26 protein-coding genes are annotated in these 23646 nt (G+C 58.0%); 11 read left to right on the top strand and 15 right to left on the bottom strand.

Annotation, left to right across the window (positions count from 1 at the left end):
- Positions 1-70 precede the first annotated feature (70 nt).
- The 5 genes from hflD to AC13D2_RS14715 form a co-directional block, all read right to left on the bottom strand.
- The gene (gene hflD, locus AC13D2_RS14735; protein ID WP_292049295.1) at positions 71-715 is read right to left on the bottom strand and encodes a high frequency lysogenization protein HflD; all 645 of its coding nucleotides are present in this window, start codon (positions 713-715) and stop codon (positions 71-73) included.
- A complete protein-coding gene (mnmA, locus tag AC13D2_RS14730; RefSeq protein WP_482938844.1) occupies positions 712-1872 on the bottom strand; it encodes a tRNA 2-thiouridine(34) synthase MnmA in 1161 nt (386 codons plus the stop codon). The genes hflD and mnmA overlap by 4 nt, the downstream gene beginning before the upstream one ends.
- A gap of 49 nt (positions 1873-1921) precedes the next feature.
- Positions 1922-2371: an NUDIX hydrolase gene (locus tag AC13D2_RS14725; RefSeq protein ID WP_292049293.1), complete on the bottom strand. Its 450-nt coding sequence runs from the start codon at positions 2369-2371 to the stop codon at positions 1922-1924.
- Complete coding sequence (locus AC13D2_RS14720) at positions 2368-3009, bottom strand: pseudouridine synthase (protein ID WP_292049292.1); 642 nt, start codon at positions 3007-3009, stop codon at positions 2368-2370. The genes AC13D2_RS14725 and AC13D2_RS14720 overlap by 4 nt, the downstream gene beginning before the upstream one ends.
- A 195-nt stretch (positions 3010-3204) precedes the next feature.
- Positions 3205-3528, bottom strand: coding sequence for a cold shock domain-containing protein (locus tag AC13D2_RS14715; protein WP_292049395.1), 324 nt, complete (start codon positions 3526-3528; stop codon positions 3205-3207).
- 316 nt (positions 3529-3844) lie between these two features.
- Between AC13D2_RS14715 and clpS the strand changes: the two genes are divergently transcribed.
- Together clpS and clpA are read left to right on the top strand one after the other, a co-directional pair.
- On the top strand, positions 3845-4204 hold the full coding sequence (gene clpS / locus AC13D2_RS14710; RefSeq protein WP_137434762.1) for an ATP-dependent Clp protease adapter ClpS: 360 nt from the start codon (positions 3845-3847) through the stop codon (positions 4202-4204).
- Positions 4205-4222: 18 nt separating this feature from the next.
- Positions 4223-6493, top strand: coding sequence for an ATP-dependent Clp protease ATP-binding subunit ClpA (gene clpA, locus AC13D2_RS14705; protein WP_300495744.1), 2271 nt, complete (start codon positions 4223-4225; stop codon positions 6491-6493).
- 79 nt (positions 6494-6572) lie between these two features.
- On the opposite strand, the gene infA is transcribed toward clpA, so the two are convergent.
- The 9 genes from infA to AC13D2_RS14660 form a co-directional block, all read right to left on the bottom strand.
- Positions 6573-6791 carry a translation initiation factor IF-1 gene (infA, locus tag AC13D2_RS14700; protein ID WP_007153725.1) on the bottom strand — a complete coding sequence of 73 codons (219 nt, stop codon included), beginning with the start codon at positions 6789-6791 and terminating at the stop codon, positions 6573-6575.
- Between the two features lie 78 nt (positions 6792-6869).
- On the bottom strand, positions 6870-7583 hold the full coding sequence (locus tag AC13D2_RS14695) for an arginyltransferase (protein ID WP_292049289.1): 714 nt from the start codon (positions 7581-7583) through the stop codon (positions 6870-6872).
- Positions 7584-8297 carry a leucyl/phenylalanyl-tRNA--protein transferase gene (aat, locus tag AC13D2_RS14690; RefSeq protein ID WP_420391111.1) on the bottom strand — a complete coding sequence of 238 codons (714 nt, stop codon included), beginning with the start codon at positions 8295-8297 and terminating at the stop codon, positions 7584-7586.
- A 205-nt stretch (positions 8298-8502) separates the two neighbouring features.
- Positions 8503-9453, bottom strand: coding sequence for a thioredoxin-disulfide reductase (gene trxB, locus AC13D2_RS14685; RefSeq protein WP_300495739.1), 951 nt, complete (start codon positions 9451-9453; stop codon positions 8503-8505).
- A 164-nt stretch (positions 9454-9617) separates the two neighbouring features.
- A complete protein-coding gene (locus AC13D2_RS14680; protein ID WP_292049286.1) occupies positions 9618-10529 on the bottom strand; it encodes an AAA family ATPase in 912 nt (303 codons plus the stop codon).
- Positions 10530-10536: 7 nt separating this feature from the next.
- Complete coding sequence (locus AC13D2_RS14675) at positions 10537-11460, bottom strand: carbon-nitrogen hydrolase (protein WP_482938843.1); 924 nt, start codon at positions 11458-11460, stop codon at positions 10537-10539.
- Entirely contained in the window at positions 11457-12491 is a 1035-nt protein-coding gene (locus AC13D2_RS14670) for an agmatine deiminase family protein (protein WP_482938871.1), read from the bottom strand. The genes AC13D2_RS14675 and AC13D2_RS14670 overlap by 4 nt, the downstream gene beginning before the upstream one ends.
- Positions 12492-12583: 92 nt before the next feature.
- Positions 12584-12892, bottom strand: a complete 309-nt coding sequence (locus AC13D2_RS14665) for a hypothetical protein (protein ID WP_300495734.1) — start codon at positions 12890-12892, stop codon at positions 12584-12586.
- Positions 12893-13040: 148 nt separating this feature from the next.
- Positions 13041-13628, bottom strand: a complete 588-nt coding sequence (locus AC13D2_RS14660) for a PilZ domain-containing protein (RefSeq protein ID WP_300495731.1) — start codon at positions 13626-13628, stop codon at positions 13041-13043.
- Between the two features lie 114 nt (positions 13629-13742).
- On the opposite strand from AC13D2_RS14660, the gene AC13D2_RS14655 reads away from it, so the two are divergent.
- Both AC13D2_RS14655 and AC13D2_RS14650 read left to right on the top strand, forming a co-directional pair.
- On the top strand, positions 13743-14984 hold the full coding sequence (locus AC13D2_RS14655) for a lipoprotein-releasing ABC transporter permease subunit (RefSeq protein WP_292046942.1): 1242 nt from the start codon (positions 13743-13745) through the stop codon (positions 14982-14984).
- Positions 14977-15687, top strand: a complete 711-nt coding sequence (locus tag AC13D2_RS14650; RefSeq protein ID WP_292046943.1) for an ABC transporter ATP-binding protein — start codon at positions 14977-14979, stop codon at positions 15685-15687. Before AC13D2_RS14655 ends, AC13D2_RS14650 begins: the two co-directional genes overlap by 8 nt.
- Here AC13D2_RS14650 and AC13D2_RS14645 read toward each other — a convergent pair.
- Positions 15675-16247: a DUF2062 domain-containing protein gene (locus AC13D2_RS14645; protein ID WP_292046944.1), complete on the bottom strand. Its 573-nt coding sequence runs from the start codon at positions 16245-16247 to the stop codon at positions 15675-15677. The two genes, AC13D2_RS14650 and AC13D2_RS14645, sit on opposite strands and share 13 nt — an antisense overlap.
- Before the next feature lie 80 nt (positions 16248-16327).
- On the opposite strand from AC13D2_RS14645, the gene AC13D2_RS14640 reads away from it, so the two are divergent.
- The 7 genes from AC13D2_RS14640 (at position 16328) to kdsB (ending at position 23637) form a co-directional block, all read left to right on the top strand.
- Positions 16328-18724: a DNA internalization-related competence protein ComEC/Rec2 gene (locus tag AC13D2_RS14640; protein WP_482938842.1), complete on the top strand. Its 2397-nt coding sequence runs from the start codon at positions 16328-16330 to the stop codon at positions 18722-18724.
- A gap of 92 nt (positions 18725-18816) precedes the next feature.
- Entirely contained in the window at positions 18817-19443 is a 627-nt protein-coding gene (locus tag AC13D2_RS14635; protein WP_292046947.1) for a MotA/TolQ/ExbB proton channel family protein, read from the top strand.
- 5 nt (positions 19444-19448) lie between these two features.
- On the top strand, positions 19449-19874 hold the full coding sequence (locus tag AC13D2_RS14630) for an ExbD/TolR family protein (protein ID WP_007155359.1): 426 nt from the start codon (positions 19449-19451) through the stop codon (positions 19872-19874).
- Positions 19867-21642 (top strand): lipid A export permease/ATP-binding protein MsbA, encoded by a 1776-nt coding sequence (gene msbA / locus AC13D2_RS14625; RefSeq protein ID WP_482938841.1) that lies wholly within the window; start codon positions 19867-19869, stop codon positions 21640-21642. Before AC13D2_RS14630 ends, msbA begins: the two co-directional genes overlap by 8 nt.
- The gene (gene lpxK, locus AC13D2_RS14620; protein ID WP_292046951.1) at positions 21639-22649 is read left to right on the top strand and encodes a tetraacyldisaccharide 4'-kinase; all 1011 of its coding nucleotides are present in this window, start codon (positions 21639-21641) and stop codon (positions 22647-22649) included. The genes msbA and lpxK overlap by 4 nt, the downstream gene beginning before the upstream one ends.
- 10 nt (positions 22650-22659) lie before the next feature.
- The gene (locus AC13D2_RS14615; RefSeq protein WP_007155362.1) at positions 22660-22848 is read left to right on the top strand and encodes a Trm112 family protein; all 189 of its coding nucleotides are present in this window, start codon (positions 22660-22662) and stop codon (positions 22846-22848) included.
- Between the two features lie 12 nt (positions 22849-22860).
- A complete protein-coding gene (gene kdsB, locus AC13D2_RS14610) occupies positions 22861-23637 on the top strand; it encodes a 3-deoxy-manno-octulosonate cytidylyltransferase (RefSeq protein ID WP_292046953.1) in 777 nt (258 codons plus the stop codon).
- Positions 23638-23646 lie beyond the last annotated feature (9 nt).

The following is a 23646-nucleotide window of genomic DNA, read 5'->3' as shown; positions in this document are numbered from 1 at the left end:
CTCAAGTCATCAAAGATACGGTCAAAAGAAAAACTGGGGGCGCATATGATACACCAGTGATGGCCGGGATTCAGTCGTAAACCGAGCGGTTTGCCTTCTCCGCCAACTCCCGGGCGGTCATGATGACCTTGCGGCGAGTGAAGATAAGCTGCCAGCGGCGGCCACCGGTCTGGTGCCAAAGTACGGCGGAGCGAATGCCGGCCAGTAACAGGGCACGTACCTTGGCCGCATTTTCCTCACGTTGAAGAATGGTAGGTTCACCGCTGACCTGGATACGCTGGCGGAAGGTGCTGATGGTGTCCGTGTAAATCGACGCCACATTGGCAATCAGGTTGCTGTGGTTGTAGCCGAAATGGCTCGCGGTGTGCCGGGCCTGATCGATCCGACTGCCGATCACATCCAGCATATCGCTGTTTTGACGAAGCTTGGAAGAGAGATTGATCAGGTTCAGGGCGTAACGCAGTACTTCAATGTCCTGCTGTTTGCTCTGTTGGCTCATTACGCTGGCGAGGGTGGAAAGGCCTTCACGCAGGTCCTTCAGTTCACCGCCGAACACATCCAGGGTCGTTTCAGGCTGCGTGGCGAACAGTGAACGCAGGCAGGTTTCAAAGCTGGACTCCGCGCACTGGCCGGAATGGGCTATTTGCTGAACCAGAGCAGAGGCCTGGAAGACGCCCGCCAGAGCCAGGGTCTGGTCGTGTATCGATCGGCTCATGCGCCGGCTCCTTCCGCCTTGCTTTCAGTTCCTGTGGGCGCCTGCTCACCGTCCCGCCAGGTTTGTTCGATAACGCCGCCACCAAGGCAGACCTCGTTGCGGTAAAACACGACCGACTGACCTGGAGTGACGGCGCGCTGTGCGTCGTCAAAGACAACCCTGAACCCGTTGTCCAGGGCAGTCACCGTACAGTCCTGGTCCGGTTGGCGGTAGCGGGTCTTGGCCTTGCAGCGGAATTCCGCTGCCGGAGCTTCGCCGGCAATCCAATCCACCGGTCCGCTGATCAGCCCCCGGGAGAACAGCAGGGGATGGTGCTTGCCCTGAACGGCAACCAGTACGTTGCGGGACAGGTCTTTCTCCGCGACGTACCAGGGCTCGTCGCCAAACTCACTCAGGCCGCCAATGCCCAGGCCTTGACGCTGGCCAATGGTGTGGTACATCAGGCCCTGATGCCGGCCGATCACCTGGCCATCGGGGGTCTCGATATTTCCGGGTTGTGCGGGAATGTACTGTTTGAGGAAATCCCGGAACTTACGTTCCCCGATAAAGCAGATACCGGTGGAGTCTTTCTTGTCGTGGGTGATAAAGCCCTGTTCGGCGGCAATGCGCCGTACTTCCGGTTTTTCAAGCTCGCCCACTGGAAAGAGCGTGCGGGCAATACGTTCGCCGGAGACGGCGTGCAGGAAGTAGCTCTGGTCCTTATTGGGGTCAAGGCCCTTGAGCAGTTCGGCTCCACCACTGCCGTCGTCCAGAGGACGCTGGCGGGTGTAGTGACCGGTGGCAATGTAGTCAGCGCCCAGGGTAATGGCGTAATCCAGAAACGCCCGGAATTTCACTTCCTTGTTGCAGAGGATATCGGGATTCGGGGTCCGGCCGGCCTTGTATTCCGACAGGAAGTGCTCGAATACCCGGTCCCAGTATTCCGCCGCAAAACTGGCGGTGTGCAGCGTAATACCGATAGTTTCCGCTACTGCCTGAGCGTCTGCCAGATCGGTCATGGCGGTGCAGTATTCGGTGCCGTCATCCTCGTCCCAGTTTTTCATGAACAGGCCTTCCACCTGGTAGCCCTGGTCCTTCAGGAGCCAGGCTGCCACGGAAGAGTCTACGCCGCCGGACATGCCGACAATCACTCGGGTATTTTCAGGTGCTTTAGTCATGTCTGGGTCTGTCGGGGTCAAAGGGGCGGATTCTAGCATTTAAGCCAGGTTACGTCTGCGGCTCGACGATGACATCCAGGGGAAAGCGGCGTCCGTTTCGGTAATCTTCTATGCATTGCATGACCAGAGGGCTCCGAAGCTTGTCGGCCTGTGAGCGAATTTCGCTGGGTGTTAACCAGTGGGCGGCGATAATGCCGTCGTCCAGCTCATCGGTCACGCGGCTCAGGGCCCTGGCTGAGAAACAAAACCGGTAGTAGGTAACGCCGTTGGCGGGGGCCTTATAGGTGTAGACGCCAAGAAAGTGTTGAGGTACCACCTCCCAGCCAGTCTCCTCCAGCGTTTCCCGCTGTGCGGCGTCAAGAATCCTTTCGCCTTCCTCTACGTGGCCAGCAGGCTGGTTGAGCACCACCTGACCATGGCTGAGCTCCTCAACCAGCAAAAAACGGCCCTGGTCATCTTCAACAATAACGGCGACTGTGGCGTGGGGTGTCCAGGTCATGGGCGGGAGCGCCTCCGGGGTGGGTGTTTGCGAAATTTCGCCGGCTTCCGCGCCGCGTTACCCGGCGGAGGTGCGGGCGCATGTACGATGGTCGCCCTGTATTCGCCGGGCGAAAGCCCGTCCAGGGTCCAGTCTCCAATACCATAGCGAATCAATCGCAGGGTAGGGAAGCCGACCGCCGCAGTCATACGGCGGACCTGCCGATTTTTACCCTCGGTAATGGTGATCTTTACCCAACTTGTGGGGATCGATGCCCGGTGCCGCACTGGCGGGTTTCTGGGCCAGATCTCTGGTGGTGCCATCGTTGATATTTCGGCTGGGCGAGTCTTACCGTCTTTCAGTTCCACGCCTTCGCGCAGTTGGTTCAGCGCCGTTTCGCTGATCTCGCCTTCGACCTGAACCCAATACGTTTTTGGCATTTTCAGCCGCGGAGAGGCGATTCGCTGTTGCAGCTGTCCGTCATCCGTCAGCAGCAGGAGGCCTTCCGAGTCATAGTCAAGCCTGCCGGCAGGGTAGATGGCGGGAATAGTAAGCCAGTCGGCGAGGGTGGAGCGGACGGTGCCGTCCGTACCGCCTTTCTCGTCGGTAAATTGGCAAAGAACCCGGAACGGTTTATTGAACAGAATCAGCGTTGCCATCGTGGCAAATGAACCTCGATTTGGGGAATCGAATTTGAAAAGGCGCATTATGCCAGAAGAAAACGAGGGGAGGGGCTACGCCCCTGGGCTCGGCCGCCCCAACTGGTTTCGGAACGACCGAACGTCCGGACGCAGACTGACTTGCCGGTCATAGCGAGCCGGTGTTGTCTGCCCGGGTTGTGGCAGTGTCAGCATTCAGGCGTTAGCTGCGCGGGGCTGATCCTGGTATCCGCTGTCTTGATCCCGTTCCACGTCGTCATCGCTGCCGGATGCTTTTTCAGAAGAGTCCTCCGGTGAGCTCTGCTTCCGTGGCTGCTCTTCTGGGACAATGTTGACCGCGTGGATCCCCTTATCGCTAGGCTTTTTATCGAAGGTGACGGCCTGGCCGGCCTTTAAGGTTTTGTAACCTTCCATTTGCACTGAAGAGAAGTGAGCAAACAGATCGTCACTGCAGCCTTCCTCGATAATGAAGCCATAACCCTTGGCATTGTTGAACCACTTTACCTTGCCTCTTGGCATGATGAACTCCCCTGTTCTTTCACTGTCAGTGTCTTTGTTATTGATATTATTACCGAGCGTTTCGCCTTGCACGGATTGCAGCCTGTTACAGGCTTCTTACGCCAATTTACAATATTTTACATTGCTATCGTACTGTTGACCAATATTCGCTCAGAGTCAATAGCAGTTATAGCCGGAATGTATGGTTGAACCGGGGCCGGAGCCTGTATCATGAGGATATTGATAACCAGTGCACGCCCGGTTACCGGAGGTACCTTGAAAACCGGGCGGCAGACAACCATCTTTAAGCAGAGGCACCGATTTCCGGTAAAGAATCATGCGGACTATCCAGAATTCTCTACTAGTATTAAATCAGGGGGAGGACGAACAACCAGGGCGTCAGGACGATGTCAGCGTTGCTCCCGAGAAGCCCGCCCTCAAGCGCCCCGCGCGCTTCAGGGTTCTGCTTCTGAACGACGATTACACACCCATGGATTTCGTTGTGGATGTGTTGATGACATTCTTCGGTATGAACGAAGAAAAGGCGACGCAGGTGATGCTGCTCGTCCATACGCAGGGAAAGGCTGTATGCGGGGTATATACCCGGGACATCGCGGAAACAAAGGCGGCACAGGTGAACCAGTATTCCTCGGAATGCGAACATCCGCTCCTTTGCGAGATTGAACGTGCGGACTGATAGACCTTGGGGTGGCCCATGCTGAGCAAAGATCTTGAAATTACACTGAATACGGCTTTCAAAAGTGCCCGCGACAAGCGTCATGAGTTCATGACCGTCGAGCATCTTTTGCTGGCCTTGCTCGACAACGAATCGGCAGTGGGCGTCCTGAAAGCATGCGGTGCAGATCTGGCCCGGCTTCAGGAAGAACTCGTAGAGTTTGTGGATTCAACCACACCACTGATCCCCAGCAACGACAGCGAGCGGGAAACGCAACCCACGCTCGGATTCCAGCGCGTGCTTCAGCGTGCTGTTTTTCACGTGCAATCCTCTGGCAAGAAGGAGGTGACCGGTGCCAATGTACTGGTGGCCATCTTCAGTGAGCAGGAGAGCCAGGCGGTGTATGTGCTCAAGAAGCAGAGCATCGCCCGCATTGATGTGGTGAACTTTGTTTCCCATGGTATCTCTCGCGTTCAGGGTGCCGAAGACCAGGAGGGCCACGACCAGGCGTCCCACGATGAAGCCGCTGAAGAAGGCGGCGCGTCACGCCCACTGGAAAGCTACGCAACCAACCTGAATGATCAGGCCCGACAGGGCCGCATTGATCCGTTGATCGGCCGTGAACACGAAGTCGAGCGGGTTGTACAGATACTGGTCCGCCGTCGCAAGAACAATCCGCTCCTGGTGGGCGAGGCTGGCGTGGGGAAGACTGCGATTGCCGAAGGCCTTGCCAAGCGCATCGTGGATAGCCAGGTGCCGGAGATCATTTCCGATGCAGTGGTCTATTCACTCGACCTTGGTGCTCTGCTGGCCGGTACCAAGTACCGCGGTGATTTCGAGAAGCGGCTGAAGGGGCTGCTTGCAGAATTGAAGAAAGAGAAGCATGCGATTCTGTTCATCGATGAGATCCACACCATCATCGGTGCCGGGTCCGCATCCGGCGGTGTGATGGATGCCTCCAATCTGCTCAAGCCCATGCTGAGTTCAGGGGAAATCCGTTGCATTGGCTCCACCACCTTCCAGGAATTCCGTGGCATTTTCGAGAAGGACAGCGCGCTGGCTCGCCGTTTCCAGAAGATTGATGTGAACGAACCCAGCGTTGAGGATACCTTCCAGATCCTCAAGGGGCTGAAATCCAATTTCGAGAAGCACCATGACCTGAAATACACCGACCAGGCACTGCGTGTGGCGGCGGAGCTTTCTGAGCGCTACATCACCGATCGCCATTTGCCGGATAAGGCCATTGACGTGATCGACGAAGCCGGTGCTCACCAGCGTCTGCTGGCGGTGTCCAAACGCAAGAAGACAATCGACGTGTCGGAAATCGAGGATGTGGTGGCCAACATCGCCCGCATCCCGCCGAAGAACGTGTCCACCAGCGACAAGGACCTGCTGCGCAACCTGGAGCGGGACCTCAAGATGGTGGTCTTCGGGCAGGATCCGGCCATCGAGTCGTTGTCCACTGCCATCAAGCTGGCCCGTGCTGGCCTGAAGGCGCCGGAGAAGCCGGAAGGTGCTTTCCTGTTTGCCGGCCCCACGGGTGTGGGCAAGACCGAAGTCACCAAGCAACTGGCCAAGGTGTTGGGTATTGAGCTGGTCCGCTTCGACATGTCCGAGTATATGGAACGGCATACGGTGTCCCGGTTGATCGGTGCGCCTCCAGGCTATGTCGGTTACGACCAGGGTGGTCTGCTGACGGAATCCGTCAGTAAGCATCCGCATTGCGTGCTGTTGCTGGATGAGATCGAAAAGGCTCATCCGGAGGTCTTCAACCTGCTGTTGCAGGTCATGGATCACGGTACGCTCACGGATAACAACGGTCGTAAGGCAGATTTCCGTCATGTGATCCTGGTGATGACCACCAACGCCGGTGCCGAAAGCATGGCCCGTCGTTCCATTGGCTTCAGCGAGCAGGACCACAGCACGGATGGTATGGAAATCATTTCCAAGACCTTCACGCCGGAATTCCGCAACCGTCTGGACGGCATTATCCAGTTCGGTGATCTCCAGCCGGCCACCATCACCCACGTGGTGGACAAGTTCCTGACCGAACTTCAGGCACAGCTGGATGAGAAGCATGTGGTGCTCCATGTGGACGACGCGGCGAAAGAGTGGCTGGCAGAGAAGGGCTATGACGTCACCATGGGCGCGCGCCCGATGGCACGTCTGATCCAGGACAAGATCAAGCGTCCCTTGGCGGAACAGATATTGTTCGGTCGGTTGTCAGAACACGGTGGCGATGTCCACATTCACCTCAAGGATGGCGAACTGCAATTTGAGTATGAGGACGAGCCTGCGGAAGCGGTTTAGGAAAGCGGAAACAGGTTTGGCTGTAAGATAAAGAAAGGCCCTGGTGGAGACACCAGGGCCTTTTTATGTCTCAAGGCTATCAACGAGCGCGGTAAACGATGCGCCCTTTACTCAGATCGTACGGGGTCAGCTCCACCTTGACCTTGTCGCCTGTCAGAATGCGGATGTAGTTCTTGCGCATCTTGCCAGAAATGTGAGCGGTCACAATATGGCCGTTTTCGAGTTCAACCCGGAACATGGTGTTTGGAAGCGTATCAACAATAACGCCTTCCATTTCAATAGCATCGGACTTCGCCATTCAGTAAAAACCTCGTAAATTGGCTTGCTGTGATTTTAAATTGCGCAATTCTGCCTGATTTACCGCCATTTGGCAAAATCAGTTAACCTCCATGATGTGCCATTGCCCGTCCTGGAGCGCTTCGATCGGGCGGAATCGTGTTTTGTAATTCATTTTACGGCATTCTTCGATCCAATAACCCAGATACAGGTGTGGGAGCCCCCGTCGTTTTGCTTCCTCGATCTGCCAGAGCACCGCAAAGGTGCCCAGGCTTCGGCTTTCATAGGCAGGATCAAATACGGTATAGATGGCTGACAGGCCTTCGTCCAGCATGTCCACGGCGGCCAGGCCAACCAGGTTGTCTCCGTCCATGATTTCGACAAACCAGGAATCGGTGGCGCCCTCCACCAGGAACGACATGAACTGTTCGCGGGAGGGTGGGTACATGTCGCCGTCAGAGTGCCGCTGTTCAATGTAATGCGCGTAGAGACTGTAATACCGTTCCGAGAAGGTTGCCTTGACCATGCGGCAGCTAAGGTCGGCGTTCTTTTTCATGACCCTGCGCTGGCTGCGGTCTGGCTGGAACTGTTCCACCTTGAGCCTGACAGGGACGCAGGCATTGCAGTTTTCGCAGTGGGGGCGATAGTAATGCGAGCCACTTCGACGGAAGCCCAGGGCGGTCAGCTGGCTGTATAACCGCTTGTCCACATGCGCCCTTGGGTCGACGAACATGGTGGTTGCTTCGCGATCTGGCAGGTAACTGCAGTCGTGGGCCGGCGTGGCAAAAAACACCAGGGTCCTGAGATTGCTCATTCACACCTCCGGGCCGGGCCACTGCCACCGGAAGCCCCAGTCGCTGTGGTCCGGACTACTGTCGACGCATGTCCTGAGTATAGATAAAAATTCGCTGCGTGGAATACTTCGTGCGCCCATTCGCAATAGGTGGCCGCTTTCCACCTGACAATCCATAATCCGGTACCCCCAGTCCCGGAGCTGGTTGGCCAGATGGACCATCAGTACTTTCGAGGCATTGGTTTCCAGTGAAAACATGGACTCGCCAAAAAAGCAGCGGCCAATGGCCAGGCCGTACATGCCGCCGGCCAGTTCTCCCTTTGGATTCCATACTTCGATGGAGTGGGCGACCCCCTGTTTGTGAAGCTGGCCATAGCTGTCAATCATATCCTGAGTTATCCAGGTGCCTTCGGCACGGGTGTTGGCGCAGAGGCGGATGATGCGGGGGAAGGCCTGGTCGGCGGTGATGGTGAAATAGCCGCGGTTGAGGGTGCGCCGGAGGCTTCTGGAGACGTGGATTTCTTCCGGGAAAAGGACGCATCTGGGGCTGGGGGACCACCAGAGTATGGGCTGGTCGTCGCTGAACCAGGGGAATATGCCGTTGCGGTAAGCGAGTTTGAGCCGTTCGGTGGAGAGGTCGCCGCCCAGCGCCAACAATCCGTCCGGGTCGTCCAGGGCCTGCTCGGCGGGGGGGAACCAGAGTTGGTCTTGTTCTAGCCAGGGTAGTGAGGTCATCTGTTTTCGGCTTTGGTGGTTGCCTTCAGGTTTCTGGCCCTTGGGGAGTCGGCGGGTGGAGTCGGGTGTCTGAAACACGCTCGAGCACGTCCGTGTGGCGCTTGGGCTCCGCCATCCATGGCTCCGCACAGTTTCAGACACCCGCCTCCACCCGCCTTTTCAGACCTGGGAGTTACCTGCCTTGGCTTTGATCGAATTCCGTTGTTCAGTCCTGATCCAGGAACTTTTCCGCGTCCAGCGCTGCCATGCAGCCGAAGCCTGCAGAGGTGACGGCCTGGCGGTAGACATGGTCGGCTACGTCGCCAGCGGCGAAGACGCCCGGTACGCTGCTCTGGGTGGCCATGCCTTCCAGGCCGGAGCGGATCTTGATGTAGCCGTTTTCCATGTCCAGCTGGCCCTGGAACAGGTCGGTGTTGGGTTTGTGGCCGATGGCGATGAACACGCCGGCCAGATCCATTTCCTGGGTGGCGTCGCCCTTGGTGCTTCTGATGCGCATGCCGGTGACGCCAGTGCCGTCGCCGAGGACTTCGTCCAGGGTATGGTCCCAGATGATGTTGACGTTGCCGTTTTCGGCTTTATCGAACAGTTTGTCCTGCAGGATTTTTTCAGCGCGCAGGCTGTCTCGGCGGTGTACCAGGGTGACTTCGTCGGCGATGTTCGAGAGGTACAGCGCTTCTTCAACGGCGGTGTTGCCGCCGCCGATAACGGCGACTTTCTGTTTCTTGTAGAAGAAACCGTCGCAGGTGGCGCAGGCGGAGACGCCCTGGCCCTTGAATTTTTCTTCCGAGTCGAGACCCAGGTACATGGCGGAGGCACCGGTGGCGATGATCAATGCGTCGCAGGTGTATTCGCCGCTGTCGCCCTTGAGGCGGAAGGGGCGGTTGCGCAGATCGGCTTCGTTGATGGTGTCGTAGACCACCTGGGTTTCGAAGCGCTCCGCGTGTTTGAGCATACGCTGCATGAGTTCCGGGCCCTGCACGCCGTCGTTGTCACCCGGCCAGTTGTCCACGTCGGTGGTGGTGGTCAGCTGTCCGCCCACTTCAATACCGGTGATCAGTGTGGGTTTCAGGTTGGCGCGTGCGGCATAGACGGCAGCGGTGTAGCCGGCGGGGCCGGAGCCTAGGATGATCAGTCTGGAGTGTTTGGTTTCGCTCATTGTGGGTCTCTCGCTAACGAATCTGGACGTGTTGCGCTGGCGGCGTTTTCACGTAATCGGTACGTTGGTCCGGGGACTGGCCCGGAGGAAAAGGGCAAAAGGCTAACATGAACAGGATTGGTTTCCAGTTGTTTTGCCCAATTCATTCCATTAAGTGTTGCTATCTATTCAATGACAGAGACGGAGGTCAGAAGTTGCCTCACCCGCTCCGCGCTCTTTCCGGACTCGCCCTGTTCAAGACGGTGTTCTGCGACTGCCGGAAATACGGCCTGGATGTCATCCGGTAATACATGGTGACGACCGTCCATCAGGGCCCACGCGCGTGCTGCGCGGACCAGGCCGAGACCAGCCCGGGGTGAAAGGCCGTACAGCAAACCGGGCATACGCCGGCTTTGTTCCAGCAGGCGTTGTACGTAGTCCAGCAGTGCCGGGCTGGTGGTTACCCGGTTTACGGCGTCCTGGAGGGTTTGCAGGTTTTCCGAAGAAAGCAGCGATTGCAGTCTGTCGGTCATGACCCGCCGATCTTCACCTTCCAGCAGTTCCCGCTCGGCGCGTGGATCGGGATAGCCCAGGCGTACGCGCATCAGGAAACGGTCAAGCTGGGACTCCGGTAGCGGGTAGGTGCCGCCCTGCTCGATGGGATTCTGTGTGGCGATAACGAAGAATGGGTGGGGCAGAGGCCGTGTCTCTCCCTCGATGGAAACCTGCCGTTCCTCCATGGCTTCCAGTAGGGCACTCTGGGTTCTGGGGGAGGCGCGGTTGATTTCATCGGCCAGGACAACCTGCGCGAAGATCGGTCCGGGATGGAACACCAGGCTGCCCGCCTGCTTGTCGTACATCGAGAAGCCGAGTACGTCAGCAGGTAAAAGATCATTGGTAAACTGGATGCGCTGGTAGGTCAGGCCCATGACCTTGGCTAACGCATGGGACAGGGTGGTTTTGCCCATTCCCGGAATGTCTTCAATCAGCAGATGGCCCCTGGCCAGCAAGCCACAGAGCGAAAGTCGTACCTGGTGATCCTTGCCCAGCAGTATGCTGTTTAACTCGCGGATAACCGTGTCCGTCAGTTTTTTCATGCAGTACTCAGTCCCTTACCCGCTTGAGAATGTCGCCGTAGGCGTCAATGCGCCGATCCCTGAAATACGGCCAGATGCGCCGAATCGATTCACTGCGAGAGCGGTTAATGGTAGCGGACAGTAGAGTTTCCGAATGGTCGTCGGCACGAGCCAGGAATTCTCCCTGAGGCCCGCAGATGAAACTGTTGCCCCAGAAACGAATGCCGTCCGAACTGCCGGACGGGTCGGGTTCCGTGCCGACGCGGTTTGGCGCGATGACGGGAAGGTTATTGGCAACCGCATGGCCGCGTTGAACGGTTACCCAGGCATCCAACTGGCGCGCCTGTTCCTCAGGGTCATCGGTGACATCCCAGCCAATAGCGGTGGGGTAGATCAGTACCTCCGCGCCGGCCAGGGCCATCAGGCGGGCGGCCTCTGGATACCACTGGTCCCAACACACCAGCACACCCAGCCGACCCACGGAGGTGTCGATAGGAGTGAAGCCATTGCGGCCGTCGTTGAAGCTGGCGTCGCCCGGGGTGAAATAGAATTTTTCGTAAAAGCCGGGGTCGTCAGGAATATGCATCTTCCGGTAGAGGCCGGCGATGGTTCCATCCCGCTCAAAAACGACGGCCGTGTTGTGGTAGACGCCGTTCATTCTCCGTTCAAAGATAGACCCGACGAGCACAATGCCGAGTTCCGCCGCCAGAGCGGATAGCCGACGGCTGGTCGGGCCGGGAATCGGTTCGGCGAGTTCGAATACCGTGGTGTCTTCGGTCTGGCAAAAGTAGAGCGTGGCGTGCAATTCCTGCAGGACGACGAGTTGAGCGCCGTCCGCTGCCGCCTGGCGAACCAGGCGTTCGCTGGTTGCCAGGCTGGTGTCCTTGTCGGCACTGCACTGCTGTTGAATGGCGGCAATGGCCAGGTTGGCGGATAGAGGGGGCTGAGTCATGTGCCTACAACCCCTGCCGGTATCTGCATGGTGACGCAATGCAGGCTGCCTCCCTGTGTGATCAGTTCTCGGCAGTTGACCGGAATCACTTCCCGCTCCGGGAAAAGGTTCGACAGGATGGCCAGCGCCTCTTCATCCTGAGGTACGCCATAAACCGGTACCAGTACGGCGCCGTTGATGACCAGGAAATTGGCATAGGTTGCGGGAAGGCGCTCGCCGTTTTCATCATGAATGGCATCCGGCCAAGGCAGCGGGGTCAGGCGGTAGGGTCGGCCGTCGGCCTGGTGGAACTGCTGCAGCTCTTCCTCCATGGCCGCCAGGGCGCTGTAGTGCTCATCGCTGACGTTCGGGCAGGATACGTAACAGATATGGTCCGGTGCGCAAAATCGCGCCAGGGTGTCGATATGGCTGTCGGTGTCGTCACCGGCAAGATAGCCGTGGTTCAGCCAGAGGATGCGCTCGGCGCCCAGCGTCTCCGACAGCAGGTGTTCAATACCCGCTCGATCCATTGATGGATTGCGGGAAGGCGTCAACAGGCATTCGCTGGTGGTCAGCAAGGTGCCATTACCATCGGATTCGATAGAGCCTCCCTCGAGAACGAAGTCGACCGGTATCAGCGGTGTCGCTCCAAAGCTGCCAAAATTCGACAGGTGGCTATTCAGGGCATTGTCTTTTTCCCAGGGAAATTTTCCGCCCCAGGCATTGAACCTGAAATCCAGTAACTCGTGGCCCTCGCCACGGCTAATGGCGATGGGGCCGTGGTCGCGTGCCCAGGTATCATTGGCCGGGGCGGGGACGGCCGCAACGCGGCCGGGAAAGCCATTCTCTTGAGCGAACTGATTCAGTTCCCTTTCCAGCTCCTGCAAACGGAAAACATGCTCACAGCTGAGTAATACGTGCTGAAAACGCAATACGGTCCGCGTGATTTCCAAAAACACCGGCTCGACATCGGCGAGGATGTCGCTCCAGTCCGTTCCGGGATGGGGCCAAGTAAGCATGATGGCGCTTTGGGGTGCCCATTCGGCGGGCATCACAGGTCTGGAAGTCAAGTTGTGAACACCTTATCCAAAAGTCGCCATTCTAACGAACGAGCGGGGTTGCGTCAGGATATGCAGAGGATTTTTTAGCGGTTGGGCTTCAGCACCGCATGGATTACCCGGTCAGCTTCAAAGTACACGACGAAATCCGCGTAGTGCCATTGCGATATGGGTGGATTGCCCACGGGCCCGGACATGCGTATCGGGTTGCCCCAGCCGTTGCGAACGCTGGACTGGCTCATGCCAGTGCGTGGAAGGTTTTCCTGTGCGCCGCGCTCAGCCTGCGACATCACTGGAACCCGAACCTCTTCCGCCACCGCGGTGGTAAGCGGGGCTGTCGCCAGTCCTGAGAGGGCTGCGACGGCACAAACGGCTTTTATGGTGCGGTTTTTCATCAGTGATTTACTCCCTGGGATCGATCGTATCCGGTTGAACGGGGTTGCCTGGAACGTACCGTGGCGGGTATCCGCCAGACATTGATAAAACGTAATATCCACCAAAGACTAACAAAAGTCAGCCCGAATTCGATGATTTGTGGACCGTTTAGTCTTTCTGTCGCTGGCGGATCTGCCATCGCATCACATGGCGGGCGATTTGCTGTCGGTCGCTGTCATGAATGTCGGTAAATTCCGTATGAACCTTACCACCGCCGCTTTTGTCCGGCACAACGTCAATGACTCGGGCAGTGGCCACGGGCTGAAACAGCTCCGGCGGCAGCGTCATTCTCAGGGCCAGTTGGTCACCGACGGAAAAACGGTTGGTGGGACTGTGGAACGACAGTCCGCCTTCACTGAGTGTGACATCCTGCCAGTCCCCAGGTTGCAACGGATTTTGCTCAAAGGCCATAATGCGCGCCAACGTATCCAGCTTCCCGTTCAGAGACTTGATCAGAGAGGTCAGCAGGCGGTCACGTTCTGCCAAATTGGCGAGCTGTGCCCTGACATCCTGGTCCAGGCGCCTGAACTCCGAGCGCAGGCTCTCCATGTGATCGCCGTTAAAAGGGTTTTCCCGGTTGGCCTCGCCAGGACCCAGCGTTCGGATTTCCAGGCCAATATGGTCACTGATGCGAAAGAAGTCCCTGCGGTCAGAGGGAATATCCGCCGGGTTATTGTCGGGTGTCATTTCAGACATCTGGGCTCCATAACACGGTATTATTGTTTCCTGATAGCAGTTTAGCAGCTTCCTGACGGTCCGTATCGCCGCAGGATTTTCGACAGACCAGAAGGCAGCGACAGGCTCCTCCCAATGTTCAGACCCTTATCATTGTATGTCGGCTTGCGGTACACCGCGGCCAAACGACGTAATCACTTTATTTCGTTCATTTCCCTGACGTCCATGATTGGCCTCATGCTGGGTGTGGCCGTTCTCATCATCGTGTTGTCGGTGATGAATGGCTTTGACCGCGAGCTCAAGCAGCGAATTCTGGGCATGGTGCCTCATGCTGTGATCCAGGGTAATCCCGATCTTGATAATTGGCAGGAAGTGGACCGGGAAGTAGAGAAGCACCCGTCGGTGATCGCGGCAGCGCCCTTTATCCAGGGGCAGGGCATGGTAACAGGTGGCGGTGACGTTCGCGGCGTGATGCTCAATGGTGTGCTGCCAGAACAGGAGCGAAGCGTTTCCATCATCGAAAACCATATGATCGAAGGCGGGCTGGACGATCTCAAATCCGGAGAGTTTGGCATCATTATCGGCCGGCAGATGGCCGCCAGCTTGCGCCTGCAACTGGGTGATCGGGTAACCGTGGTGTTGCCTGAAGCATCGGTCACTCCGGCCGGGGTGTTGCCGCGACTGAAGCGATTCACGGTCAAGGGCGTATTCAGTGTCGGGGCCGAACTGGATGGCAACTACACCCTGATTCATATGGATGATGCGTCCAAGCTCATGCGCACCGACGGCAAAGCCCAGGGCGTGCGCCTTCTGGTGGACGATCTGTTTCAGGCTCCGAAAGTGGCAGAAGAGGTTGCGCGCCAGCTGAGCGGCCGCCACTACATATCGGACTGGACCCGAACCCACGGCAACCTGTTCCAGGCCATCCGTATGGAGAAGACAATGATCGGCCTGCTGCTGATGTTCATTGTCGCGGTGGCCGCGTTCAACATTGTATCGACACTGGTGATGGTGGTTACCGACAAGACAGCCGATATCGCTATCCTTCGCACGATGGGCGCAACACCCGGGCGAGTGATGCGGATCTTCATGGTTCAGGGCGCGGTGATTGGCATTACCGGCACCCTGGTGGGCACAGCGCTGGGTATCCTGGGTGCCTACAACATCAGCGGGTTTATTGCCTGGCTGGAGGCGTTCATGGGGCATCAGTTCCTGAGTGCTGACGTCTATTTCATCAGTTATCTGCCGTCCCAGCTGCAATGGCAGGACGTGTGGATCATCAGTGGTGCCGGCCTCGCCATGAGTCTGTTGGCAACTATCTATCCAGCGTGGAGAGCATCCCGCGTCGACCCGGCGGAGGCCCTGCGATATGAGTGATTCAGCAACCATGAACGATGACAGGTCATTGGTTATCAACTGCGACAAAGTGACCAGAACCTATAACGAAGGGCCGGGAAAGCTGACGATTTTCTCGGACATTTCGCTTCAGGTATCGGCCGGCGAATCGATTGGTATTGTTGGCAGCAGTGGTGCCGGCAAAACCACGCTGCTAAACCTGCTCGGGGGTCTGGATAAGCCTTCTTCGGGTCATATTGATATTTGTGGGCAGGATATTCATCGGATGAGTGAATCCGGCCGGGCACGTTTTCGCAACCGTCACCTCGGGTTTGTTTACCAGTTCCATCATTTGCTGCCGGAATTTTCGGCCCTGGAAAACGTCATGATGCCGGGTGCGTTGGGTGGTCGCGGCGTTCGCCGGGCCTCGGAGCAGGCAACCGCCATTCTCGAACGTGTCGGATTGGGGGCGCGTCTGGGGCATAAGCCCGGAGAACTGTCTGGTGGTGAGCGCCAGCGGGTGGCCATTGCCCGCGCCCTGGTGAACGAACCGGAGTGCGTCTTAATGGATGAGCCCACTGGCAATCTGGATGAGCAGACCGGGGAAAGTGTCCGCGAGCTTATCGAGTCGCTCAGGGATCAAATCGGCATTGCATTCGTGTTGGTCACCCACGACATGGCCATGGCCAAGAGCCTGGGGCGGGTGCTTCGGCTGGAGCAGGGTGAATTATTTCAGGAGCTTTGATGGGCGTCTGCGCCCGGTTTGGACTTGCGGGTGGCCCGGCGGTGCCGGATTCGAAGTAGCTGGCGCTCCCGCCAGTCGCTACGGACCTTGCGCCGCCACAGGAATTGAATGACCAGATAGGCAAGGCAGGCTGAACAGGTGGCTACCAGAAGCGATCCCAGGTAGAGAGGGATTCCTATATCCAGTAGCCGGCCGCTGAGCCAGGACCAGGACAACTGGAACTCGAAGTTCAGTACCGGTCTGTCCAGTATCCAGGCTCCGATCTTGTAATTAAAGTAGAACATCGGCGGCATGGTCACCGGGTTGCTGATCCAGACCAGCACCACCGAAAGCGGCAGATTGGCGTTGAACCAGATGGCGAAGAAGGCAGCGGCAACCATCTGGAACGGCATCGGAATAAAGGTCAGGAAAATGCCGACAAGGAATGCTCTGGCGACACTGTGCCGATTGATGTGCCACAAGTTGGGTTCATGAAGGATATCCCCGAGGAAGTGCAGCGACTCGATCGAGCGCACCCGTTCCGGCGTTGGTAGATAGCGTTTTATGAACTTCTTTGGCATTGGGAAGTTCTGCCTGCTCGGGATAATGGTTCCGGGGTATGGCGGCTCCCGGAATTGACCAACTATCAGGAGGACAAGGATTGTCCGGAAGTTTTATGGCCAGGGTCGGCCTCGTGGGCTTCGCCTGCGGCGTTATCTTACTGTATAGCCTGGCGGTCTTGCCACCTTTGCACTGGCTGATGTCCGCCACGCTCATCCCGTTTGTCGCGATACGTCTTGTCAGGCCCCCGCCATTCAGGGCGGTCGCAGTCTTGCTTGCCGGTGGGATTGCTGGTCTGGCCTGGGCGGCAATGCAAGCCGACGGTCGGCAGCAGTCGGTGTTGCCGCCAGCACTGGAAGGTCAGACACTGGACGTGTCAGGGTATCTTTGTGATGTCCCGTCCGAAGGCAGCTTCGGTAGCGTCCGTTTCGGCTTTTGCGTGACGCAATGGCACCTGCCCGAGGGCGGCAATACCTACCCCTCCGATGAATTGCCGGATCAGCTTCGGCTTGCCTGGTATGGCGACGATGTCACGAACACGCCCGGTCATCGCCTGACGCTGACAGTTGTCCTGAAACGCCCCCATGGAGCCGTGAACCCGACGGGGTTTCGCTACGAATCCTGGCTGTATCGAAAGGGCTTTGGTGCCACCGGTACAGTTCGCGAGCTTTCCCGCGCAGACCACCTTGAATGCCCGCTTCGTTGCCGCTACCACCGCTGGCGGGGTGAGCTTGTCGACGCTACCTCGGATAGACTATCTGACGCTCGCCATTTCCCCTTAATAACCTCCCTGATGATGGGCTACCGCGGGCATATGCAGCCCGAACACTGGGACGTTCTGAAGGCCACCGGAACCATTCACCTGGTCGCCATTTCAGGGCTTCATCTGGGATTGATAGCGGCGGGGGCCGGCTTCCTATGTCGCCGTCTGCTGCTTTGTCTTCCGGAACGTCGAGTGTCGCCCACGAGGCTAAGGTTGCTGGTCTTTCTCGTGGTTGCCAGTGCGAGCGTCGGGTATGCGCTTGTGGCCGGGTTTTCCGTGCCCACCAGGCGGGCACTGATTATGGTCATCATCGCCGGGTGGGTTCTCGTTGGCGCCCGGCAAACCGGGGTTTTTACGGGTCTGCTGACCGCGTTGGTTCTGGTGTTGTTGAGTGATTCGTTTTCGCCCCTCGACCAGGGATTCTGGCTGTCTTTTGGCGCTGTGACGGTCCTGGTAATGCTGTTTGCCCTCCGTGTTGGAAGGGTCGGTTGGCTTGCGGGGCTATTACTGGCCCAGATGGCCGTGTTTGCCGGGCTCTGGCCGATATTGTCCAGCCTGGGGCAGTCTCAGCCGGTGATCGGTCTGGTTGCCAATCTGTTTGCCATTCCCTGGGTATCGCTGGTGGTCATGCCTTTATTGGCCCTGGGGGCTTTTACGCTGGTTTTCCTTCCCGCTGGGGATGCACTGGTGATCAGCATGCTGGACGGGGTCTTCGGGGTGCTGTGGCAGGGGCTTTCCTGGCTTGCGAACGTTGATATTGTGCTGACGGCGCCTGGCCCATTGCAGATTGTGGGGTTTTCTCTGGTGGTTCTGATGGCCTTGGTGGTGCCGTTCGGCGGGTATCGGAAGGTGAGTGCCTGTGTTGTGTTGTTATGGATTGCCGTGTTCGTGTTTAGGGGCAACGAGATGGGACAACCGAACGAGACGGTGGCCCACCCTGAACTCTGGGTATGGGATGTCGGCCAGGGGCTATCCGTCATGCTTCGTGAGCAGGATCAGGTGCTGGTCTACGACACCGGCCCAGCACTGGAAGGTATTTACTCGTCGGTGGAGTCGGTGCTGATTCCCAATCTCAGTGCTCTGGGAGTTCGCCGTATTGATACCCTGGTGATCAGTCACGGTGATGGTGACCACGCCGGGGGGCTGCCGTTGCTGTTCGATCGATTCGAGGTTGGGCGGGTTATTACCGGTGAAACCGGGAGAGTTGCCGGCAAGTTGCCGGAGGGTGTAAATGTCGAGCCTTGTTCTGGCCAGGTGGATGTCCGGATGGGCGAATTAGAATTGGCGTTCTGGCGAAGCCCAGGAAGGGTTGAGGGCAATGACGCGTCCTGTGTACTGACGGTATCGTCGACTGTCCCGTCCGTTGAGGTTGTGTTGCCTGGCGACATAACCCGACGGGTGGAAGAGGCGTTTATGGCCCGGGCCGATACTCTGGGGAATGATGCCGACCACTATCGGGTTGTGCTGGCACCCCACCACGGCAGCAAAACGTCCTCATCGAAATCCTGGGTCGCCCGGATGGTTCCGGATCTCGCCCTGTTCAGCGCCGGCTACCGGCATCGTTTCGGTCATCCCCATGCCGATGTGGTTGAACGTTATCGGTCCGTTGGCAGCGACATTGTCAATACCGCTACCTCCGGCGCAATCAGGCTGGTTCTGGAACCGGGCGGAGTGTTGACGACAAAGGCCAGGGCAGGTGCCCCCTTCTGGATTCGCAAACCCGAACTCCCTTGAACGGAGTGTAAAAACCGTGACATTCCGGGTGTGGCCTACACCGGCAGCTATGCTAAAGTAGCGCGGCTTGTAAACAATCAGGGAGACCAAGCGTGTTCGAGCTTTTGAAAGCCGGTGGCATCCTCATGGTGCCGATTCTTGCCTGTTCCATTCTTGCCCTTGCCATCATTCTTGAGCGCTTCTGGACGCTCAGGCCATCCAGGGTAACGCCCCAGCACACCATCAATGAACTGTGGCGGTGGATCAAGAAAAAGGAGCTTAACGGGCGAAAGCTCAAGGCATTGCAGGGATCATCTCCGCTGGGCCGGATTCTGGCCGGAGGACTTCTGAATGCCAAGCATGGTCGCGAGATCATGAAAGAAAGCATTGAGCACGAGGCGAGCCAGGTCATCCATGAACTGGAACGTTTTCTGAATCCCCTGGGGACCGTTGCGACCATCACGCCTCTTCTGGGCCTGCTGGGGACCGTTATCGGCATGATCAAGGTATTTGCAGAGATCCAGCTCGCCGGTGTGGGCGATGCCGGCAATCTGGCAGGGGGTATTTCGGAAGCGCTGATTACCACGGCTTCCGGCCTGAGCGTGGCCATACCGGCACTGATTTGCCATCGGTACTTTATTCGCCGTGTCGATGAGTTGGTCGTAGGTATGGAGCAGGAAGCCATCAAGCTCGTGGAAGTGGTACATGGCGACCGCGAAATTGACGTGGAAGGAGCCTGAACACTGTGAAGTTCAAGCGTCAGAGAAGTCAGGAGGTCGGGGTAGACCTGACGCCACTGATCGATGTGGTGTTCCTGCTGCTGATATTCTTTATGGTGTCCACCACGTTTACCCGTGAGAGCCACCTCAATATCGAATTGCCGGAAGCCAACGGTGAGCGGTCGGAGTCCGAGGCAGAGTTGATTGATGTGGTCATCAACGCCGAGGGCCAGTACATCCTCAACGATCGAACCCTGGTGAATAATCGTCGGGAAACGCTGGAAAGGGCGGTTCGTGAATTGGCACAGGACAACACGTCGCTGCCGTTCATCATCACTGCGGATGCCCGTACCCCTCACGAGTTTGTCGTGCGTGCCATGGATGTGGCGGGTCGTCTTGGTTTTGCCAAACTCAGCATCACCACAGAACGAGAGGCCCAAGGCAGTGAGTGACGCCACGTCGACAGCCGAAGAGTCCCAACAGCCGGCAACCAACTGGGGAACCTACAAACGCCTGTTGGCCTACGTAAAGCCTTTCTGGCTGGCGTTCTCGCTGGCCGTGGTTGGCAACGTCATCTACGCAGCGGCCTCCACCGGTATGGCGGCGGCGATGGAATACGTCATCACCGCGCTGGAAAACCCCACCGACAAGAACCGGATTCTGCTGACATTGCTGATCGTCGGTGTGTTTGCCTTTCGCGGTGTCGGTACCTTCATGAGCCAGTATTTCATCAGTTACGTCGGGCGCCAGGTTATTAACGCCCTGCGCAAGCAGGTCTTCGACCGTTTGCTGAGCCTGCCTTCCCGCTATTTCGATGAGAATGCTTCTGGTCGGCTGGTTTCGAAGATCACGTACAATGTTGAGCAGGTGGCGGATGCCACCACCAACGCCGTGACCATCACCCTCAGGGAAGGACTTACCATCCTGGGCCTGCTGGGCTTTATGATCTACACCAACTGGAAGTTGACCCTCGTGTTTCTGGCCGTAGGGCCGTTGATTGCCCTGGTGGTCAGTTACGCGAGCAAACGCTTCCGCAAGATCAGCAAACGTATCCAGGGGTCGATGGGTGACATCACCCACGTGGCCTCCGAATCTATCGGTGGTTACCGGGTGGTTCGCACCTTTGGCGGCGAGCACTATGAGCGTGATCGCTTCCGCAAGGTCAGTGAGAAAAACCTGGAGCAGAGCCTGAAGATGGCCTACACCCAGGCCATCAGCATTCCGGTTATCCAGGTGCTGGTGGCGATTGCCATTGCAGCATTGGTGTGGACCATGCTGGCGCCGGAGATCCGTGGAGAAATGAGTACCGGCCAGCTTGTGGCCTTCATTACCGCCGCAACAACCATGGCCAAGCCCATTCGCCAGGTATCGTCCGTACATGCCAAGATCCAACGTGGCGTTGCCGCTGCCCACGACGTCTTTGGAGCCATGGACGAGGAACCGGAACACGATCCGGGTACCTACGCGCCGCAGCGGGTTAACGGCAACATTGAATTTGAAAACGTGTCCTTCCGCTATCGTGACCAGTTGGACGACGTACTCAAGGACATCTCCCTGAACATACCGGCTGGTCAGAGTGTGGCCCTGGTCGGGCGTTCGGGCAGTGGCAAGTCGACTATGGTCAGTCTTTTGCCGCGTTTCTACGAATACACCGGGGGGGATATCCGCCTGGACGGCCATTCCCTGAAGGAGTTCAGCCTGGAAGCCCTGCGCTCACAGATTGCGCTGGTGACCCAGAATGTGGTTCTTTTCAACGATACCATTGCCGCCAACATTGCTTATGGCGCCCTCCGCCACTGCAGTCGCGAGCAGATCACTGATGCGGCGGCCAAGGCCCATGCGCTGGAGTTCATCGAGCGTATGCCGGAAGGTCTGGATACCATGATTGGTGACAACGGGGTGATGCTTTCCGGTGGCCAGCGCCAGCGACTGGCCATTGCAAGGGCCCTGCTGAAAAACGCTCCGGTGCTGATCCTGGACGAAGCAACATCGGCCCTCGATACAGAATCGGAACGGCACATACAGGAAGCCCTGGAAACCGTCATGCAGGGCCGTACAACGTTGGTCATTGCTCACCGGTTGTCGACGATTGAAAAGGCGGATCGCATCCTGGTGATGGATGGCGGCAGGATTGTCGAGTCCGGTCGCCATGACGAATTACTGGCCCAGGGCGGAGCCTATGCCCAGCTCCACCAGATGCAGTTCAGCGAGCAGGCATGACCACGCTGGTGGAGCGGGTATGGTACAGCGGTAAGCGCCCCCTGTGGCCGTTGTATCCACTGGTCTGGCTTTATCGCACCATTTCTGAAAACCGTCGCCGCCGGGCCTGGCAGGCGAGGAACGAACGTATCCCGGTTCCCGTGGTGGTGGTGGGTAATATCACCGCCGGGGGCACAGGAAAATCCCCGTTGACCGTCGCCCTCACCAGCCTGCTTAAGGACCTGGGCTGGCAGCCAGTGATTCTGAGCCGAGGCTACGGTGGCAAGTCTGATCGCTATCCGCTGTTGGTCAACGCTGACACCGACGCCAGAATCGCCGGTGACGAGCCGGTAATGCTGGCCGCGCAATCGGGATGCCCGGTTGTGGTGGACCCGGATCGCAGACGGGGTGCCCTATGGGCACTGGAGCAAGAGCTGGGTACCATTCTGGTGTGCGACGACGGGCTCCAGCATTATCGGCTTCCCCGGGATATTGAACTTGCCGTCTTCGACGCGGCCCGTGGCGTCGGCAACGGCGCCCTGATTCCTGTGGGGCCGTTGCGTGAACCTCTGGCGCGGCTGGAATCCGTCGACTTCGTGATCACCAATGGCGGCCTTCTCGAAGAGCTCGAGCATGAGCGCCAGTTCGCCATGAACCTGGCCCCGACTGAACTGCGCAACCTTGTGACCGGGGAAGCGCTGTCTCCGGAGTGCCTTAAGGGCCGGCGTGTGAGGGCTGTGGCGGGGATCGGTAATCCCAGCCGGTTTTTCGATACACTGATGGCGCTGGGGGCTCAGGTCAGGCCTCTTGCCTTGCCCGACCATCACCGTTTTACGCCCGCCGACCTGCACTCCGAAGACGGCGAATGGCTGGTGATGACCGCCAAGGATGCGGTCAAGTGTCGCGGGATCGCCCCGGACAACACCTGGGTCCTGGCTGTCACGGCCAGCCTTCCCGAGGCGTTTGCCGAGGCGTTCGTGGCCCGCGTCAATGACTGCAACCAATCGCTGGATACAACGACATTGTGAGAATCGCACCATGGATAAAAAACTGATGGCCCTGCTGGCCTGCCCGGTATGCAAGGGTGACCTGAAGCTGAACGACGCCAAAACGGAACTTGTCTGCTATCAGGATGCGATGGCCTTTCCGATTCGCGAGGGGATACCGGTGATGCTCGCCACCGAAGCCCGGACTCTGACGACCGACGAGCGACTTCACAAACGCTGACAGGAAGCCTGTATGTCCTACACCGTCGTTATCCCGGCACGTTATGCCTCCACTCGGTTGCCTGGCAAACCCTTGGCAGACATTGCCGGTAAGCCGATGATTGAGCATGTTTATGAGCGGGCGTGTGAAAGTCAGGCTGGTCGTGTGGTGATCGCAACCGATGACGAACGCATCAAGGCCGCTTGTGCCGCCTTCGGTGCGGAAGTGGTGATGACCTCCGCCAACCATGCCAGTGGTACTGACCGTCTGGAAGAGGTGGCTCGGAAGCTGGGATTTGGCCCGGATAACCGGGTCGTCAATGTTCAGGGTGATGAGCCCTTGATTCCACCGGAACTGATCGACCAGGTGGCCGCAAACCTCGAAGCCCATCCTGATGCGGCCATTGCGACTCTCTGCGAGCGGATCCCGGACGCAACCAGCGTGTTCAATCCCAATGTTGTCAAGGTGGTGTTCGATAACCGGGGCATGGCCCACTACTTCAGCCGGGCACCGATTCCCTGGGCCCGGGATACGTGGCTGGGCAGTGGCGACACCGGCGCCGTACGGTCGCTACCCGAAGGCTGTAATTACTATCGTCATATTGGTATCTACGGCTACCGCGTTAGCCTCCTGCGGAATTTCGTGACCTGGGCGCCAGCCCCCATTGAAATCACTGAGTCCCTGGAGCAATTGCGGGCACTCTACAACGGCGCCCGCATTCACGTCGAAGAGGCGTGCCGGATGCCACCCGCAGGCGTCGATACCGCCGAGGATCTCGAGCGTCTGCGGCAAATCATGATGACCAGATAAAAGGGGGCA

The organism is Marinobacter sp. B-12 (assembly GCF_056857915.1).
The sequence above is the reverse complement of the archived record's forward strand: the minus strand, read 5'-3'. Positions and strand labels throughout refer to the sequence as shown.